Origin of the sequence: Ruegeria sp., assembly GCF_040830605.1 — a bacterium.
GTDB lineage: Bacteria > Pseudomonadota > Alphaproteobacteria > Rhodobacterales > Rhodobacteraceae > Ruegeria.
The window spans coordinates 22,790-38,195 of the sequence record NZ_JBFOMD010000007.1 but is presented as its reverse complement, the minus strand read 5'-3'; the positions used below and the strand labels follow the sequence as shown (position 1 = coordinate 38,195).

The 15,406-nt window shown below is 63.5% G+C and carries 20 protein-coding genes; 5 read left to right on the top strand and 15 right to left on the bottom strand.

Annotation, left to right across the window (positions count from 1 at the left end; translation table 11 throughout):
- Window positions 1-298 precede the first annotated feature (298 nt).
- Together AB3N21_RS11225 and AB3N21_RS11220 are read left to right on the top strand one after the other, a co-directional pair.
- On the top strand, window positions 299-1,153 hold the full coding sequence (locus tag AB3N21_RS11225) for an SDR family NAD(P)-dependent oxidoreductase (RefSeq protein WP_367935317.1): 855 nt from the start codon (window positions 299-301) through the stop codon (window positions 1,151-1,153).
- The gene (locus tag AB3N21_RS11220; protein WP_367935316.1) at window positions 1,153-1,545 is read left to right on the top strand and encodes an META domain-containing protein; all 393 of its coding nucleotides are present in this window, start codon (window positions 1,153-1,155) and stop codon (window positions 1,543-1,545) included. Before AB3N21_RS11225 ends, AB3N21_RS11220 begins: the two co-directional genes overlap by 1 nt.
- Here the strand turns inward: AB3N21_RS11220 and recO are convergent.
- Window positions 1,529-2,254, bottom strand: a complete 726-nt coding sequence (gene recO / locus AB3N21_RS11215) for a DNA repair protein RecO (RefSeq protein WP_367935315.1) — start codon at window positions 2,252-2,254, stop codon at window positions 1,529-1,531. The genes AB3N21_RS11220 and recO overlap by 17 nt on opposite strands.
- A 115-nt stretch (window positions 2,255-2,369) precedes the next feature.
- Here recO and AB3N21_RS11210 point away from each other — a divergent pair, with 115 nt between their 5' ends.
- A complete protein-coding gene (locus AB3N21_RS11210) occupies window positions 2,370-2,786 on the top strand; it encodes a hypothetical protein (protein WP_367935314.1) in 417 nt (138 codons plus the stop codon).
- Between the two features lie 50 nt (window positions 2,787-2,836).
- Here the strand turns inward: AB3N21_RS11210 and AB3N21_RS11205 are convergent, their stop codons facing one another.
- Complete coding sequence (locus tag AB3N21_RS11205; RefSeq protein ID WP_367935313.1) at window positions 2,837-3,166, bottom strand: DUF1491 family protein; 330 nt, start codon at window positions 3,164-3,166, stop codon at window positions 2,837-2,839.
- A complete protein-coding gene (gene era / locus AB3N21_RS11200) occupies window positions 3,163-4,071 on the bottom strand; it encodes a GTPase Era (RefSeq protein ID WP_367935312.1) in 909 nt (302 codons plus the stop codon). Before era ends, AB3N21_RS11205 begins: the two co-directional genes overlap by 4 nt.
- A 178-nt stretch (window positions 4,072-4,249) precedes the next feature.
- Between era and AB3N21_RS11195 the strand changes: the two genes are divergently transcribed.
- Complete coding sequence (locus tag AB3N21_RS11195) at window positions 4,250-5,632, top strand: multicopper oxidase family protein (protein WP_367935311.1); 1,383 nt, start codon at window positions 4,250-4,252, stop codon at window positions 5,630-5,632.
- A 92-nt stretch (window positions 5,633-5,724) separates the two neighbouring features.
- Here the strand turns inward: AB3N21_RS11195 and rnc are convergent, their stop codons facing one another.
- The 12 genes from rnc to folK all read right to left on the bottom strand — a co-directional run bounded on the left by rnc (window position 5,725) and on the right by folK (window position 14,606).
- The gene (rnc, locus tag AB3N21_RS11190) at window positions 5,725-6,402 is read right to left on the bottom strand and encodes a ribonuclease III (protein ID WP_367935310.1); all 678 of its coding nucleotides are present in this window, start codon (window positions 6,400-6,402) and stop codon (window positions 5,725-5,727) included.
- Window positions 6,399-7,235, bottom strand: a complete 837-nt coding sequence (gene lepB / locus AB3N21_RS11185) for a signal peptidase I (protein ID WP_367935309.1) — start codon at window positions 7,233-7,235, stop codon at window positions 6,399-6,401. The genes rnc and lepB overlap by 4 nt, the downstream gene beginning before the upstream one ends.
- A gap of 74 nt (window positions 7,236-7,309) precedes the next feature.
- The gene (gene acpS, locus AB3N21_RS11180; protein ID WP_367935308.1) at window positions 7,310-7,723 is read right to left on the bottom strand and encodes a holo-ACP synthase; all 414 of its coding nucleotides are present in this window, start codon (window positions 7,721-7,723) and stop codon (window positions 7,310-7,312) included.
- A gap of 109 nt (window positions 7,724-7,832) precedes the next feature.
- Entirely contained in the window at window positions 7,833-8,660 is an 828-nt protein-coding gene (locus AB3N21_RS11175) for a hypothetical protein (protein WP_367935307.1), read from the bottom strand.
- A gap of 108 nt (window positions 8,661-8,768) precedes the next feature.
- Window positions 8,769-9,227 (bottom strand): LysE family transporter, encoded by a 459-nt coding sequence (locus AB3N21_RS11170; RefSeq protein ID WP_367935306.1) that lies wholly within the window; start codon window positions 9,225-9,227, stop codon window positions 8,769-8,771.
- Window positions 9,188-9,397, bottom strand: a complete 210-nt coding sequence (locus AB3N21_RS11165) for a hypothetical protein (protein ID WP_367935305.1) — start codon at window positions 9,395-9,397, stop codon at window positions 9,188-9,190. Before AB3N21_RS11165 ends, AB3N21_RS11170 begins: the two co-directional genes overlap by 40 nt.
- Before the next feature lie 90 nt (window positions 9,398-9,487).
- Window positions 9,488-9,922, bottom strand: coding sequence for an ABZJ_00895 family protein (locus AB3N21_RS11160; protein WP_367935304.1), 435 nt, complete (start codon window positions 9,920-9,922; stop codon window positions 9,488-9,490).
- A 39-nt stretch (window positions 9,923-9,961) separates the two neighbouring features.
- Window positions 9,962-10,708 (bottom strand): pyridoxine 5'-phosphate synthase, encoded by a 747-nt coding sequence (locus tag AB3N21_RS11155; protein ID WP_367935303.1) that lies wholly within the window; start codon window positions 10,706-10,708, stop codon window positions 9,962-9,964.
- Window positions 10,701-11,399, bottom strand: a complete 699-nt coding sequence (locus AB3N21_RS11150) for a DUF2062 domain-containing protein (protein ID WP_171177953.1) — start codon at window positions 11,397-11,399, stop codon at window positions 10,701-10,703. Before AB3N21_RS11150 ends, AB3N21_RS11155 begins: the two co-directional genes overlap by 8 nt.
- Window positions 11,400-11,430: 31 nt before the next feature.
- Entirely contained in the window at window positions 11,431-13,563 is a 2,133-nt protein-coding gene (locus AB3N21_RS11145) for a bifunctional (p)ppGpp synthetase/guanosine-3',5'-bis(diphosphate) 3'-pyrophosphohydrolase (RefSeq protein ID WP_171177954.1), read from the bottom strand.
- 26 nt (window positions 13,564-13,589) lie between these two features.
- Window positions 13,590-13,943 carry a DNA-directed RNA polymerase subunit omega gene (gene rpoZ, locus AB3N21_RS11140; RefSeq protein ID WP_171177955.1) on the bottom strand — a complete coding sequence of 118 codons (354 nt, stop codon included), beginning with the start codon at window positions 13,941-13,943 and terminating at the stop codon, window positions 13,590-13,592.
- A gap of 93 nt (window positions 13,944-14,036) precedes the next feature.
- Window positions 14,037-14,606, bottom strand: a complete 570-nt coding sequence (gene folK, locus AB3N21_RS11135) for a 2-amino-4-hydroxy-6-hydroxymethyldihydropteridine diphosphokinase (protein WP_367935302.1) — start codon at window positions 14,604-14,606, stop codon at window positions 14,037-14,039.
- 137 nt (window positions 14,607-14,743) lie between these two features.
- Here folK and AB3N21_RS11130 point away from each other — a divergent pair, with 137 nt between their 5' ends.
- Entirely contained in the window at window positions 14,744-15,319 is a 576-nt protein-coding gene (locus tag AB3N21_RS11130; protein ID WP_171177957.1) for an NYN domain-containing protein, read from the top strand.
- Window positions 15,320-15,406: the final 87 nt, after the last annotated feature.

Here is a 15,406-nt window from a genome sequence, read left to right as displayed (position 1 = left end):
TGACGGTGGTTTGTCCAAATTGTACGAAAAGTGCAGACGCCTGTTTGGGCGGTTGCCAACGGGTGACGCCCAGAGCTCGCTGACGAAACCCGCCGCATCATGCGGATCGCGATGTTGAATTCCGGATGAGGGACTTCTCGCGCCGGGGTTCAGTTCGACATGCAATTCATAAGCGCCGTGCCCGTCATGTGGACTCTCGCGTGTTCGGACCCGAAGGGCTCAACACTCCGGGCAAATCCGGATAAGCTCACCGAGAACTCATTCGACCGGAACAGGTGCATTTAGGAAAGGCTCGGCCATGTATGAACAGGCGATCAAGGAAGGCGGCGTTGCGGTGGTCACCGGAGCGGCCAGCGGTGTCGGACGGGTTGCGGCGCAGCGGTTCGCCGAGGCTGGTTTGAGCGTGATTCTGGCAGACCTGCCGGGAGAGCCGCTGGATGAGGCCGTGGCCGAGATCGGCACCCTTGCCTCCGACGGGGCACAGGTCATCGGCGTTCCGACCGACGTCACCAGCGATGCCGATATCGCCGCGCTGGCGGATCGCGCCTTTGCCATGGGACCGGTGGCGGTTTTGATGAACAATGCCGGGATCGGGCGGCGCACGACCGCCTGGGACCAGATGGAACACTGGCAGCAGATGCTGGATGTGAACCTGATGGGCGTATTGCGCGGTGTGCACGCGTTTGTGCCGCGCATGATCGCGGCCAACCGTCCTGCGGTGGTAATCAACACCGGATCGAAACAGGGGATCACGACCCCGCCCGGCAACCCCGGCTACAACGTGACCAAGGCGGCCATCAAGGTGCTGAGCGAGCAACTGGCCCATGAGTTGCGCGAGGCCGAGGCACCGATCTCGGTGCATCTGTTTGTGCCCGGGTTCACCTATACCGGCATGATCGCCGCGTTCATGCCGGAAAAGCCCGCGGCGGCCTGGACCAGCGCGCAAACCGTCGATCATTTCATCGCGCGCATGGCAGAGGGGGATTTCTATATTCTGTGTCCCGACAATGATGTGGATGAGACCCGCGACCGCCTGCGCGCCGCATGGGCCGCGGCGGATGTGATCGAGAACCGCCCGCCCCTGTCGCGGTGGCATCCCGATTACGCCGAGGCATTCGCCGCATACGAGGCCGCCGGGCGCGACAAGGGGTGATGCTGCGCCTGTTGCCGATCCTGCCGCTGATGGCGCTGTTCCAGTGTGGCGGCGACGAGACCGTGGCGGCCTACGGAGCGGCGGATCGCGTCTGGACCTTGCAGGAGATCGATGGCCGACCGCTTGGGGCCAACGTGACCCTGACCCTCCCCGAACCCGGCCAGATCGCGGGCAAGGCGCCATGCAACAGCTATTCCGGGACGCTGGATGCGCCCTATCCGTGGTTCGAGGTCAAGGACCTGATCGCCACCCGCGCCGCCTGCCCCGAGCTTGAGGCCGAGGGCACCTATTTCGCGGCCCTGATGGTCATGACTCAATCCGAGGTTTCGGGCGATATTCTGGTGCTGCGCAACGAAGCGGGCAACGAGATGGTGTTCAAAGCCGCCGAGTGAACAGATCCACGAACCGCCCCCGCGCCTCGGGCAGAGGCCGGTGCCCCAGTGCGGGTGCCACACGGTGTTCCAGGAAGTAACCGGTGGTCTCGAAGCCCTGCGCGATCTCGGCATCCGGCGCGGGGCCTTCGCCGCGCAGGCAGGGCGGCAGGGGCAGCATCCGGTCGGCCCACTCACCTGCCCCCTCAGCGGTCACCGCGCGGCCCGATCTGGGTGAGACATGGACCAGCCCCTCGGTGGCGCCGGTCACCGCGCAGACGGACAGGTCCAGCCCAAAGCCAAGCTCTTCCAGCAGCGCCAATTCCCAGTTGAGATAGGCCAGCGGCCAGATCTCGTCCTGCCCGAGCAGGTCCATGAGCCGCTCGGTCTGTTTGTAGATACCGGGATGCGGCTCACGCTCGGGCAGGCAGAACGAGAGCAGCGCCACCACCGCGTTCAGCCCGGCCAGTGCCAGCCGCCCGGAAAACGCCGCCGCCGCGCGGGAGCGCAGGGGTTCGACCTGAAAGGTGCCGATATGCTCCTCAAGCCGGGCGCGCCAGATCACGTCGAGCTGCGCGCCCGGTTGCAGGATCGGGGCGATCTTGCGGCTGGTGCCGCCGCGGACCACACCCGCGTGACGGCCATGTTCTTCGGTGAACACCTCGATGATGGCAGCGGTTTCGCCATGGCGGCGAGAGGTCAGAAGGATGCCGTGATCGCGCCAGTCCATGAGATGACTTTCAGTGGTTCAGAGCAAAAAAGCGGATAATTAAGCCCGAATGAGTTGCACAGCGAATTCTGGCGAAATATTCTGCACTAAGTGAGCTTAGAGAACGAATAGAGATATGGAAAGATTAAAGAAAGTCTTTGGTTGGGTACTCAAAGCTCTCGGAGCGGCTACGCTCTTGTTTGCCCTGTTCATCGGTAGCATCTTTTTCGTCAGCCGGCATGATCGCGCGCTGGCAAAAGAGTTCCTGATGCTTGCGGGTGAGAAAAACTATGACGCAGCGTTCGAAATGATGTCCGACGCTATGAAGCAGGCCTATCCGCTGGGTACCATGAAGTCACAATTCGGTACTCTGCAGGTTTATACGGATGTGTCGATCAACAACGTTCACCTGGGAAGCGGCGTAACAACGCTGAGAGGAAGCGCTTCAACTGCGCTGGGCTGCACAAGCTCGCTTACCTTTGTTGTCGAGAACAATAAGATTACCGCCTTTCAGATTGATGATCCGTGCCTGACTGATCAGGTGTCAGCCTGATTGCGAATGTCGAACCATCGCGGACTGTACCAACAGATTTCAGAGTGGAGCTACTCAAGCCCGCTCTCGCCCAACAGGTGCCGTCCGCCCCGATCCTCGACCTCGATCACCCAGAGGTCCGGATCAAAGCCGCGCTGGCGCTGGATCGCTGCGTCCACGTCCGTCTCGGGGCCGCTGGAAAGTTCGATCCATTTCCGCTCGCCGCTCATCAGGTCGAAACTGCGCTGGAACGCGACCGCCTGCCCGTCCAGCGTGTTGAGCTTGACCAGCACCGCGCCCGCCGTGTCGTCGCCGTGGGCCACGACAAAGGCCGGGATTTCCTGAAACCGCAGCCGGGCCAGGTAGGCCTGTACCCAGAATTCGGCGGTTAGCCGGGTCATGCGTTTCCGTCTTTGAAGTCGAGCCCCATTTCGGAATAGCGCTCGGATTCCTCCAGCCAGTTGGGCCGCACCTTGACCTGCAAAAACAGGTGCACCTTGCGGTCCAGGAATTCCTCCAGCTCGGCGCGGGCGGCCTGGCTGACCGCCTTGATGGTCTCACCGCGCTTGCCCAGCACGATGCCCTTGTGCCCGTCGCGGACCACGTAGATCACTTGATCGACCCGGGCCGAACCGTCCTTGCGCTCTTGCCAGCTTTCGGTTTCGACGGTCATTTGATAGGGCAGTTCCTGATGCAGGCGCAGGGTCAGCTTTTCGCGGGTCATCTCGGCGGCGATCATGCGCATGGGCAGATCGGCGATCTGATCCTCGGGGTAGAGCCACGGACCCTCGGGAAGCCGGCCCGCGAGCCATTTGCGCAGGTCGTCGGCACCGTGGCCGCGCTCGGCCGAGATCATGAAGGTCTCGGCAAAGTCGTAGCGATCATTCAGTTCCTTGGTCAGACCCAGCAGCGCCTCGGACTGCACCTTGTCGATCTTGTTGATGGCCAGCGCGACGGTGCGGCCCTGCCCGATCTCGTTCAGCCCTTCGAGGATGCGTTCCACGCCTTCGGTGATGCCGCGATGGGCCTCGACCATCAGCACGACGATGTCGGCATCCGCCGCCCCGCCCCAGGCTGCCGCCACCATGGCGCGGTCCAGCCGGCGGCGCGGTTTGAAGAGGCCCGGTGTGTCGACAAAGACCAGCTGCGCGTCGCCTTCCATCGCCACGCCGCGAATGCGGGCGCGGGTGGTCTGCACCTTGTGCGTCACGATCGAGACCTTGGCCCCGACCATGCGGTTCAGCAGGGTGGATTTGCCCGCGTTGGGCTCTCCGATCAGAGCGATGAATCCGGCGCGTGTGGTCATCTTTTGTCAGGTCCTGTTTGCAGATGCAGTCCCCTACAGGAGTTTGCCCGCGCCGACCAGAGGGCAATTGCGGCGATCCGGCGCGTTGCGCCCCGGTGCCCGGTCATGGCATCCGGGCCCCGGGCGCACCCAGCTTGTCCGCCAGGCCTCCCACCTTTTCAACAGCATGAGGCACATCATGAAACGTCGCGATTTTCTGCTGGGTTGCGGAGCGTCCGCCGGCGCGCTCGGGCTGGCCGGTCTGACACAGGCGCGGGCCCGGGCCGCGCAGGAACTGGTCATCCAGCCCGCCAGCTTCACCTTCCGGGACCGTCCGACCGAAGGGATGGTCAGCCTGAGCCCCGATGCGCCGCCACCGGTTCTGTATGGCCGTCAGGGCGAGGCGATGCGGCTGAGCGTGCGTAACGCAATGCCGGATTACACCGCGATGCATTGGCACGGGATGCGCATCGACAACGCCATGGACGGGGTGCCCTACCTGACCCAGATGCCCATCGCCGAAGGCGAGACGTTCGAGTGTGAATTCACCCCGCCCGACGCGGGCACCTACTGGTATCACCCACACTGCATGACCATGGCGCAGATGGCGCATGGTCTGACCGGGGTGATGGTGGTTGCCGAGGCCGAAGACCCCGGATTCGACAGCGAGCAGGTGATCAACCTGCGCGATTTCCGGCTGGATGAGGAGGGCGTGTTCCTTCCCGCCTTCACCGCACGGGGGGCGGCGCGCGGCGGAACGTTCGGCAATGTGCTGACCGCCAACTGGCTGGACGCGCCGAGCTATGATCACGCCGCCGGAGGGCTGGTGCGCCTGCGTGTGGTCAACAGCGACACGACCCGGATCTACAAGCTGCATCTGGGCGGGGCAGAGGCGCGGATCATCGCCTGGGATGGCCATCCGGTCGCGGCCGAGCTGCCGATGCCCGGCAAGGATGAGCCTCTGCTTGTAGGCCCTGGCCAGCGCGTCGATTTCGCGGTGGCGATGCCGGGTGCAGAGGGGCAGAGCGTCGCGCTGCTGGCCGAGCTTCCGGGCCGCGGATCGCGCGTCATGGCCCGTCTGCGCGCCACCGGCCAGAGCCTGGGCCGCGACCTGCGCGAGGTGAAGCCCCTGACCGCCAATCCGGTGGCCCGGCCCGATCTGACCAATGCCGAAGTGCATGATTTCGTCTTTGGCTGGACACCCGAGGGCGGCCCGCCAAATGACGGGTTCTGCGGCTCTATGGGATACAGTTTCTGGTCGATCAACCGCACGCCCTGGGCCGGAGATGCGGCGGAGAATGTGGGGCCGCTGGCCACGCTGGAGCGGGGCAAAAGCTATGTCCTGCGCCTGCGCAACGAGTCTCCCAACCTGCACCCGATCCATCTGCACGGGCTGGCCTTTGTGCCGATCCGGTCGAACCTGCGCAAGCTGCCGCCACTGATGACGGACACCATGCTGTTGCTCAAGGACGAGGTGGCCGAGATCGCGCTGGTCGCGGACAACCCGGGCGACTGGGCCTTCCACTGCCACGTGATCGAGCATCAGAAAACCGGGCTGACCGGCTATATTCGCGTGACCTGACAAGGTCACTGCGAACAAGGCGTTTGCAAACGCCTTGCAAGCGGTTTGAAACCGCTTAAGCCGCTTTCAAGCGGCTTGGCCCGGTTCGAATGTCAGGACAGTTGGGACAGCAGCGCCTTGGCGGCGGCCTGTTCGGCCTGCCGCTTGGATCCGGCGGTAGCCTGCGCCTCCACCCCGTCCTGCAGCCGCGCAGCGATGGTGAAAACCGGCGCGTGATCGGGGCCGCTGCGCGATACCTCGACGTAGGACGGCGGCTTCTGCCCGCGCGCCTGCGCCCATTCCTGCAGCGCGGTCTTGGGGTCTCGGGCGTCGGTTTCGACCTTGAGGATACGGTCCCCCCAGAGCCGCAGGATCATGTCCCGTGCCGCCTCGAACCCGGTATCACGATAAACAGCGGCGATCACCGCCTCCATCGCGTCGCCCAGCAGCGCCTGCTTGCGCCGCCCGCCCGACATCATCTCGGACCGGCCCAGCTTGAGCACCGCGCCAAGATCGATATGGCGGGCCACATCGGCGCAGGTTTCCTTGCGCACCAGCGCGTTGAAACGCGGCGCCAACTGGCCCTCGGTGGCCTTCTTGTCATGTTCCAGAAGCGCCGTGGCCATCACCAGCCCCAGCACCCGGTCGCCCAGAAACTCCAGCCGCTGGTTATCCGGCCGCGTGGCCGAAGAAACCGAGCCGTGGGTGAGCGCGCGGATCAGCAGCTCGGGCCGTTGGAACTCGTACCCGATCCGCTGCTGAAACGCCTTTATCTCGGTCGAGAGCTTCACTCGACCCCCTTGAAGAAACGGTCGCCGCGCCATGTCCAGAAGAAGAACATCGACCGGCCCGCGGAGGAGAACATGATGCGGTCGGCGCGGCCGATCAGGTTCTCATAAGGCACGAACCCGACCCCGCCCGCAGGCTGCGGCAGACGGCTGTCTGCGGAATTGTCGCGGTTATCGCCCATGAAGAAATAATGCCCCTCGGGCACCACGTAGATGCCGGTGTGATCCGAGGACTGGTTGCCGATATTCAGGATCTCGTGCGAGACGCCGTTGGGCAGCGTCTCGATCTGGCGCGATTTCTGACAGGTGCCGCCGGTGCCGACCGGCCCATTTTCGCAGCGCGGGCGCAGGCGTTGCGGGCCCTGCGGCTCGGCGATCTCTTCAAAGACGCCGTCATCCTGCAACTCGACCGCCTGGCCGTTGATCTGCAGCACCCCGTCCTTGACCTGGATCTTGTCACCTGGCAGGCCGATCAGCCGCTTGATGTAGTCGCGCCCGGTCACCGGGTGGCGAAAGACCACCACGTCACCGCGTTCGGGCTCGCCGCCCAGAATGCGTGTGTTGTCGCCCTTCATCCAGCCGCAGACATCCTCGGCATCGATATTGAGGCCGAAGCTCGGGATGATCAGGCTGGGGCAGGAGGCGTAGGAATAGCCATAGGCCATCTTGTTGACGAACAGGAAATCCCCGATCAGCAGGGTCTGTTTCATCGACCCGGACGGGATCCAGAAGGGCTGAAAGAACAGCGTGCGGAAAACGCCCGCGATCAGCAGGGCATAGAAGACGGTCTTGATCGTCTCCCAGACGGCGTTTCCGGTTTTGGCTTGCTCGGCCATGCAGGTCTCCAGTCCTCGGTCGGGTTTGGGTCAGGTTGCGTGCTACATGCGGGGCGGTCGGGGGCGAGTCAAGGTCACGCGGCGCCTTCGTGAACCGGCCGCGCCTCGATCACCACGAAGGCCTGCGCCCAGGGGTGATCGTCGGTCAGGGTGACGTGGATGATCGCCTCATGCCCTTCGGGCGTCATCTCGGCCAGACGCTCGGCGGCCCAGCCGGTGACATGCATGACGGGCTGGCCGGTGCGCAGGTTGGAGACCGCCATATCCTTCCACGCGATGCCCATGCGCAGCCCGGTGCCCAGCGCCTTGGAACACGCCTCTTTCGCCGCCCAGCGCTTGGCATAGGTGCCCGCCGTGTCGGCGCGGCGCTCGGCCTTGCGCTGTTCGATGTCGGTGAAGACGCGGTTGCGGAACCGGTCGCCGAAGCGGTCGAGCGTGCCCTGAATGCGCTCGATATTGGCGAGGTCGGTGCCAATGCCCAAAATCATGCGGCCCCCATTGGAATCTGTGCGCACAATCAACGCGAAACCGCCCGGCATGGCAAGGCGATGCCGGTGGGACGGGCCGTTTCAACCTGAGACCCGCCGCCGGGTTATGTCAGTTGGCGATCCCCGCGCTGGTGAGGTAGCTGGCCATGCCCTGGATATTCTGTGCCCGCCAGGCACCGTACTGGCCCCAGTCCTTGTAAGCATCGAGCGTGAGTTCCGCCTGAAGCTCCTCAACCGATTTTCCGGCATTGAGCCCTTCGAGAACCCCGGCCCGCAGCGCCTCGAAATACCCCAGATGATCGGCCAGATCGCCATGGACGCCGATCGGACCGTGACCGGGGGCAAAGATTTCGAAGTCCAGAGCCATGGCGGCCTTGATCTGCTCCATCCAGTGGTCGAGATTTGCGCCGCGCATGGTGCGGAACGGCATCCTTCTGGGGGCTGCGACATCGACGATGAAGCCCACGTTTTCGGGGCGCACGACAACGGCCAGCATATCCACGCCATGGCCCGGACCGAGATAGGTCAGCTCAAGCGTCTTGCCCCCCAGCTCAAGCGTGTGGCTGTCGCCCACGCGCACGTCCGGGGACACCCCGTCGATGGCATCGGGCGCGTTTTCGTGAGCAATGACCTGCGCGCCGTCATGAACGCTGCCGCCCGAGGCGTGGTCGAGATGGCTGTGCGAATAGATCAGATGAGTGACCGGCTGATCGGTGATGTGGCCCAGGTTTTCGGTGAGCCACGCGCTCGCCTCGGCGTTGATCGGGTCAACGCGGACCGTGCCCTCGGGCGTGGCCACGATCAGGGATTGGTGGAAGTTGTTGCGGAACAGGTAGACGTCGCCCTTGACCGGGATCAGCTCGCGCTGAGCGTCCTGAGCGATGGCAGCGGTTCCGGCAGCAATGAGAAAAAGGGAAACAAGTATACGTGCAAACATCGAAGGTGCCTCCGGCTGTTGAACAGGGCCGAGGATGGCATCTGGTCCCTGGCGGCGGCAACGCGGAGGTTCTCACTTCACCGTGAAGTGAGGGGCCGGGGCCGGCGGCTACGACAATCGCGCCGTCAGCAGTTTGAGGGATGCAGCGCCGAACAGAACGCCGAACGCCAGGTCGAACCAGCGTTTTGCGCGGGCATAGGCGCGGGCGATGGGCGGGGCCGAGAACAGCAGCGCATATCCGATGAACACCGTTATCGACACCGAGGCCAGGGCAGCAAAAAGCGACCAGACCGACAGGGCGCCCGCCGCCGGGACCAGAGCGATGGCGTAGATCGAGCCCCATGCGAGGATGGCCTTGGGGTTTGTCAGGTGCAGGGTCAGCCCCTTGGCAAAGAAGGCCCGGCGCGGGGCGGCGGCCGGGGTGACAGTGCCGCCGACCCAGGCCGAGCGGAGTGACTTGGTCGCGAGATAGAACAGGTATCCGGCGCCGGCGAAGCGGACCAGTTCGAACAGCCAGGCATTGGCCATCATGAGCGCGGAAAACCCCAGCCCGGCTGCGATGCCCACACCGCCGATCCGGCGACCACGCCAGTGGCCAGCGCCACCCCGGCGCCGCGGCCATGAGCCATGGAAGTGCTTGAAATGGCCAGCGTCGCGGGGCCCGGGCTGCCTCCGGCCAGCGCCCAGCCCACCAGAATGACGGGCAGCGGGATGAGCAGGTCGGTCATGACGGACACCCGCAAATCGGGCGGATAGCGGTTAGGGCCCTTCCCTTGCGCGCGATATCGCAGTGCAATCTTGTGCCAGTACGCTCGTCCATCATTGTCCTACCCTCGTCCACGCCGAGCTTGCTTGAGCTGCGAGCGGGCGCCTACACCAACTGCCCCGCGACACATCAGTATCGCGACGATCAGAACGATGACAAACCCGAACAACCAGAACGCAATCGGAAGCTGCATCATCTCGGTGAAAAGCTCCGGCGACATGGCCAGAAGCACTCCCCCCATGATGAAAGACAAGGTCATCCCGACCCAACCCATCAACACGGCGGCCAACCACATTTCCCGCTTGCTGGGCAGATCGCCGAACTCCTTGACGTATCTCTGCCCCTCGGTCATCGCGGCGGTCATGAAGGGGATAAACCCGACGGCCGAGCTGGACAGGTTGATCCCCAGCAGAAGCTGGACCGCAAGGATCACAATCGGAATCGCAACGCTGGTGGCGATGAACACGAAGGAAAATCTGAGTATGCTGGAACCCACGGCATGAACTCCGATTGTCTGGATTGTTGATACCTTGACCTACGCCCGCACCGCGTCCATCAGCCGGCGCATCTCGGCAATTGCCGGTGTCAGGCCGCGAAAGATCGCCTCGCCGATCAGGAAGTGGCCGATGTTCAGCTCGCGCACCTCGGTGAAGGCCGCGACCGGCTGTACGGTGTCATAGGTCAGGCCGTGGCCTGCGTGCACCTCGAGCCCCAGCGAATGGGCAAATGTCGACATCTCGCGCAAGGCCTCAAGCTCGCGGTCGCGCTCTTCGATGTGGCCTTCGGCATGTGCGTCGCAATAGGCGCCGGTATGCAGCTCGATCACTTCGGCGCCGATGCGGTGGGCGGCCTCGATCTGTTTCATGTCGGCGGCGATGAAGATGGATACCCGGCATCCGGCCTCGCGCAGAGGGGCGATGAAATGGGCCAGCCGGTTTTCCTCACGCGCGACTTCCAGCCCGCCTTCGGTGGTCCGTTCCTCGCGCTTTTCCGGCACGATGCAGACCGCGTGCGGCTTGTGGCGCAGGGCGATTTTCTGCATCTCATCCGTCGCCGCCATCTCGAAATTCAACGGTACGGACAACACCTCCATCAACCCGTCGATATCGGCGTCCGAGATGTGGCGGCGGTCTTCGCGCAGATGCGCGGTGATCCCATCGGCGCCTGCCTCTTCGGCGATCCTGGCGGCGCGCAGCGGGTCCGGATAGGCCCCGCCCCGGGCATTCCGCACGGTCGCCACGTGGTCGATATTCACGCCCAATCGCAGATGGGTATCAAACATCGCTCGAATCCTTTTCCAGTCTTTGCGGCGAGCCTAGAGGTTTTGTTTCGGAAACGGCAGCCTTGGCCTCGGCCAGGCGTTTGATTTCTTCGAACTTGGCCTTGATCTTGGCGCGGCGGCGCTGCTGATAGGTGCGGGTCACCGGCAGGCTGAGGTAGCAGCACACCACGCCCGCGACGATCCCCGGGATGATGCCGCCTACCAGATAAGGAAAGAACACGTCGTCGTAAAAGACGCCCAGCCCATGCCAGTCTGCATCGCGCGCGGTGAAGAGGGCGATGAAATTGTCCTTGAGGTCGCCCAGCGCATCGCCGAACTTGCCCATCAGGCCCTGCGTGTCATCCTCGTCAAACTCGGTTCCCAGCAGGAAATGCCCGGTTTGCAGGCAGACCACGCCGATTGGCACATAGGTGAGCGGGTTGCCGAAAAACGTGCCGCTGAGCGCGGACAGCAAATTGCCGTTGAAGAGCCGAGCCAGAACCGCGGCGACCACGAAATGCATCCCGTAGAACGGGGTGAACGAGGCAAACACGCCGACGCCGATTCCACGCGCGATGCGTTCCGGCGAATCCGGCAGGCGGCGCACCCGGTGCTTGACGTAGTGAAAGGCCCGCGTCCAGCCTCCACGCGGATAGATGAAATCCCAGACGATCTGGACAGGCGAGCGTCGGTCTCGGCGCTTGAAAACCACTCCTGATCGTCCTTTCCCTGCCTTCCGGCCTTCAGCTTGCCGCGGCGCTTGCCCGGGCCTTTTCCCTGTGCCGTTCGACGGCGGCTACGTCGCTTTCCGCCTCCAACATAAGCATGAGCGAATGCAATTGCTCGATATCGCGCAACTCGACATTGATCAAAAGTCGGTAAAAGTCCGGTTTCCGATCCACGAATTCCAGATTCGAGATATTGGCCTTTTTCTCACCGATCAATGTGCAAATGCGCCCCAGCACACCGGCATCGTTGCCGATGGTCATGTCCAGCGTGGCCCCGTAAACCGCAGGGTGCGTGCCCGAGTGCCAGTGCAGGTCCACCCAGCGTTCCAGCTGATCTTCGAACTCGCTCAGCCGGTCGCAGTCGATGGAATGCACCACCACGCCCTTGCCGCGATAGGTGATGCCGACGATGCGTTCGCCCGGCAGCGGCTGGCAGCAGGGTGCGCGCTCGAATTTCTGCCCCGGTTCCAGGCCGATCACCGCGCGGCGCATCGGGATGGCGTCGCCCTCGTCCTTGGTGAGTTCGGGATAGACCGCCTCGACCACATCGTGCGCGGTCAGCTCGGCGCTGCCGAGCCGGGCCAGCAACTCGTCCCGGTTCTTGAGGCGCAGGTGTTTGGCGGCAGTATCGAGCGCCTTGTCGGTGGCCTTGCGGCCGACATGTTCGAACCCGGCGCGGGCCAGTTCCTGGCCCAGCTTGATGAAGCGTTCGCGGTCCACCTCGCGGAGGGCGCGGCGGATGGCGGTGCGGGCCTTGCCGGTGACCGCGATCTCAAGCCAGGTGACCTGCGGGGTCTGGCCGTCGGCGGTGATGACATCCACCGACTGCCCGTTCTTGAGCCGGGTCCAGAGCGGCACCCGGATGCCGTCTACCTTGGCGCCGACACAGGCATGGCCGATGCGGGTGTGGATGGCATAGGCAAAGTCGATCGGCGTCGCACCGCGCGGCAGTTTCACCACGTCGCCCTTGGGCGTGAAGCAGAACACCTGGTCCGAATACATCTCAAGCTTCACGGCCTCGAGGAAATCCTCGTGATCCTCTTCGCTGTCGAACTGTTCGGTCAGGTTGGCGATCCACTTGGCGGGGTCGACGGCAAAGGGGTTTTCCGAGCGCACGCCGTCGCGGTAGGACCAGTGCGCCGCCACGCCGGTTTCGGCCACGTCATGCATCTGGCGGGTACGGATCTGCACCTCGACCCGTTTGCCGTCGCGGCCCGACACGGTGGTGTGGATCGAGCGGTAGCCGTTTGATTTCGGCTGGCTGATATAGTCCTTGAACCGGCCCGGCACCGCGCGCCAGCGCTGGTGGATGGCGCCGAGGGTGCGGTAGCAGTCTTCCTCGGACCCGGTGATGATGCGGAAGCCGTAGATGTCGGAGAGGCGGGAAAAGCCCTGATCCTTTTCCTGCATCTTGCGCCAGATCGAATAGGGTTTCTTGGCGCGGCCGAACACCTCAGCATCGATGCCCGCTTTTTCCAGCTCATGCCGCATATCGCCGGTGATGCGGTGGATCACGTCCCCGGTTTCGCGCTGCAGGGTGATGAAGCGGCGGATGATCGACTGGCGGCCTTCGGGGTTCAGCACGCGGAAAGCGAGGTCCTCGAGTTCCTCGCGCATCCACTGCATACCCATACGGCCCGCGAGCGGCGCGTAGATATCCATCGTCTCCCGCGCCTTGACCACCTGCTTTTCCGGGCGCATCGCCTTGATGGTGCGCATGTTGTGCAGGCGGTCGGCGAGCTTGACCAGAATCACCCGCAAATCCTTGGACATGGCCATGAACAGCTTGCGGAAGTTTTCAGCCTGCTTGGTCTCGCGGCTGGAGAGCTGCAGGTTGGTCAGCTTGGTGACACCATCGACCAGCTTGGCGACCTCGTCTCCGAACAGATCGGCCACATGTCCGTACGAGGCCTTGGTGTCCTCGATGGTGTCATGCAGCAGCGCGGTGATGATGGTGGCGTCGTCCAGCCGCTGCTCGGTCAGGATGGCGGCGACGGCGACGGGATGGGTAAAGTAGGGCTCACCCGAATGACGGAATTGCCCGTCATGCATGCGCTCGCCGAACTCATAGGCCCGGGAGAGGCGGTCTGTGTTGGTTTTCGGATTGTAGTTGCGGACCAGCGCAATCAGGTCTTCTGCTGAAATCATCCGGTCCGCATCCTTATGCGCAGGGGTTACCCCTGACCCTGAGCCTCCATAAGCGCGCGCAGCAGCTTTTCTTCGGACATGTCGTCGTCAGCAGGCTTGTCCGTTTCGGCACCCATCAGCAGGGCCATCTGATCCTCTTCGGGCTCATCGACCTCGATCTGGGTCTGGTTGGCCTCGATCAGACGTTCGCGCAGTTCGTCGGCGCTCTGGGTTTCATCGGCGATCTCGCGCAGCGACACGACCGGGTTCTTGTCGTTGTCGCGATCCACGGTCAGTGCTCCGCCCGCCGAAATCTCGCGCGCGCGGTGTGCTGCCAGCATCACCAGCTCAAACCGGTTCGGAACCTTGTCTACGCAATCTTCTACCGTCACGCGGGCCATCAGGCGCTCTCCAATATGAAACCGTGTCCAGAAGGGGATTATCTAAGCGTGATTCCGCGCCTTGACAAGCGCGAAATGCCTGCACTGCAGCATTCAGAGCGGTGTGACGGCGCTCACATCCTCGTCAGGCAGCGCCGCCAGCATCTCGCGCACCGTCTGCCCGAGCACCGGATGGCGCCAGTCGGGCGCGATATCCGCCAGCGGCACGAGGACGAAGGCACGGTCCTGCAGACGCGGATGCGGCAGGATCAACCGGTCCGGCGTCGCCTTGATCTGCTGCTCGGGCGGCAAGCTCTGCCAGCGGTCATATTCGGCCCGGTCCGGCAGAACCCGGTTTTGCCAGGCGACCACATCCAGATCCAGCGTCCGCATCCCCCAGCGCTGCGCCCGCGCGCGCCCGAACGTGTGTTCGATCCGGTGCAGCATTTGCAGGAGCGTTTCGGGATCGGCCTCGGTCTCGACCTCAAAGGCCGCGTTGACATAATCCGGCCCGGCGCCGGCGGGAAAGCAGGGCGTGGAAAAGAACCGGCTGACGGCGCGAATCACTACGCCTGCCTGTGATAGCGCAAACACAGCATGCCGTAGGGTAAGCTTTGGGCAATTTTCGCCAAAAGGCAGGTTGGCACCCGCAGCCAACAGCACTTTTGCGGGTTTTCCGGTCATTTTTCCCACCAAATTGTGCACAGACAATACTTGCGATAGATCACAATTCTCCTAAATTAGGTACACCGTTCCGCCCATTTTTTATCACTCACTCACGGAAGACGCGGCGGAGGGGGCATACCGGAAGGAAAAATTTTATGTTTTATAAGGACGAACGGCTAGCGCTGTTCATCGATGGCTCGAATCTTTATGCCGCTGCAAAGGCTCTTGGCTTTGACATCGACTATAAGTTGTTGCGGCAGGAATTCATGCGCCGCGGAAAACTGCTTCGGGCGTTTTACTATACAGCGCTTCTTGAAAACGACGAGTATTCTCCGATCCGCCCGCTGGTGGATTGGCTGCACTACAACGGCTTCACCATGGTGACCAAGCCCGCGAAGGAATACACCGACAGCATGGGGCGTCGGAAGGTCAAGGGCAATATGGACATCGAACTGACCGTGGACGCCATGGAACTGGCGCCGCGTGTCGATCATATCGTCCTGTTCTCGGGCGACGGAGATTTCCGCCCGCTGGTGGCAAGCCTCCAGCGTCAGGGCGTGCGCGTGTCGGTGGTTTCGACCATCCGCAGCCAGCCGCCGATGATTTCTGACGATCTGCGTCGTCAGGCCGATAACTTCATCGAGCTGGAAGAGCTGCGCGAAGTGATCGGGCGCCCGCCGCGCGATATCCCGGCCGAGCCCCGGAGCCTGGCCGCCGCTGGCGGAAAGTAAGGGACGCCGACCGGCACGATCGGGACCGGATTGCAGGCCGCCGAAAGGTAAGGACGCGGTCGGGATCAGACGATTCCGACCGCGTTT

What these genes read in the sequence shown, in the direction of transcription:
- AB3N21_RS11205 (WP_367935313.1), bottom strand. Translation starts at nt 3,166, where the DNA reads ATGACCCGGCTAACCGCCGAATTCTGGGTACAGGCCTACCTGGCCCGG.
- AB3N21_RS11145 (WP_171177954.1), bottom strand. Translation starts at nt 13,563, where the DNA reads ATGATTTCAGCAGAAGACCTGATTGCGCTGGTCCGCAACTACAATCCG.
- AB3N21_RS11225 (WP_367935317.1), top strand. Translation starts at nt 299, where the DNA reads ATGTATGAACAGGCGATCAAGGAAGGCGGCGTTGCGGTGGTCACCGGA.
- recO (WP_367935315.1), bottom strand. Translation starts at nt 2,254, where the DNA reads ATGGACTGGCGCGATCACGGCATCCTTCTGACCTCTCGCCGCCATGGC.
- AB3N21_RS11155 (WP_367935303.1), bottom strand. Translation starts at nt 10,708, where the DNA reads ATGTTTGATACCCATCTGCGATTGGGCGTGAATATCGACCACGTGGCG.
- acpS (WP_367935308.1), bottom strand. Translation starts at nt 7,723, where the DNA reads ATGATTTTGGGCATTGGCACCGACCTCGCCAATATCGAGCGCATTCAG.
- lepB (WP_367935309.1), bottom strand. Translation starts at nt 7,235, where the DNA reads ATGGCCGAGCAAGCCAAAACCGGAAACGCCGTCTGGGAGACGATCAAG.
- AB3N21_RS11130 (WP_171177957.1), top strand. Translation starts at nt 14,744, where the DNA reads ATGTTTTATAAGGACGAACGGCTAGCGCTGTTCATCGATGGCTCGAAT.
- AB3N21_RS11210 (WP_367935314.1), top strand. Translation starts at nt 2,370, where the DNA reads ATGGAAAGATTAAAGAAAGTCTTTGGTTGGGTACTCAAAGCTCTCGGA.
- AB3N21_RS11175 (WP_367935307.1), bottom strand. Translation starts at nt 8,660, where the DNA reads ATGTTTGCACGTATACTTGTTTCCCTTTTTCTCATTGCTGCCGGAACC.
- AB3N21_RS11195 (WP_367935311.1), top strand. Translation starts at nt 4,250, where the DNA reads ATGAAACGTCGCGATTTTCTGCTGGGTTGCGGAGCGTCCGCCGGCGCG.
- rpoZ (WP_171177955.1), bottom strand. Translation starts at nt 13,943, where the DNA reads ATGGCCCGCGTGACGGTAGAAGATTGCGTAGACAAGGTTCCGAACCGG.
- era (WP_367935312.1), bottom strand. Translation starts at nt 4,071, where the DNA reads ATGACCACACGCGCCGGATTCATCGCTCTGATCGGAGAGCCCAACGCG.
- folK (WP_367935302.1), bottom strand. Translation starts at nt 14,606, where the DNA reads ATGACCGGAAAACCCGCAAAAGTGCTGTTGGCTGCGGGTGCCAACCTG.
- AB3N21_RS11220 (WP_367935316.1), top strand. Translation starts at nt 1,153, where the DNA reads ATGCTGCGCCTGTTGCCGATCCTGCCGCTGATGGCGCTGTTCCAGTGT.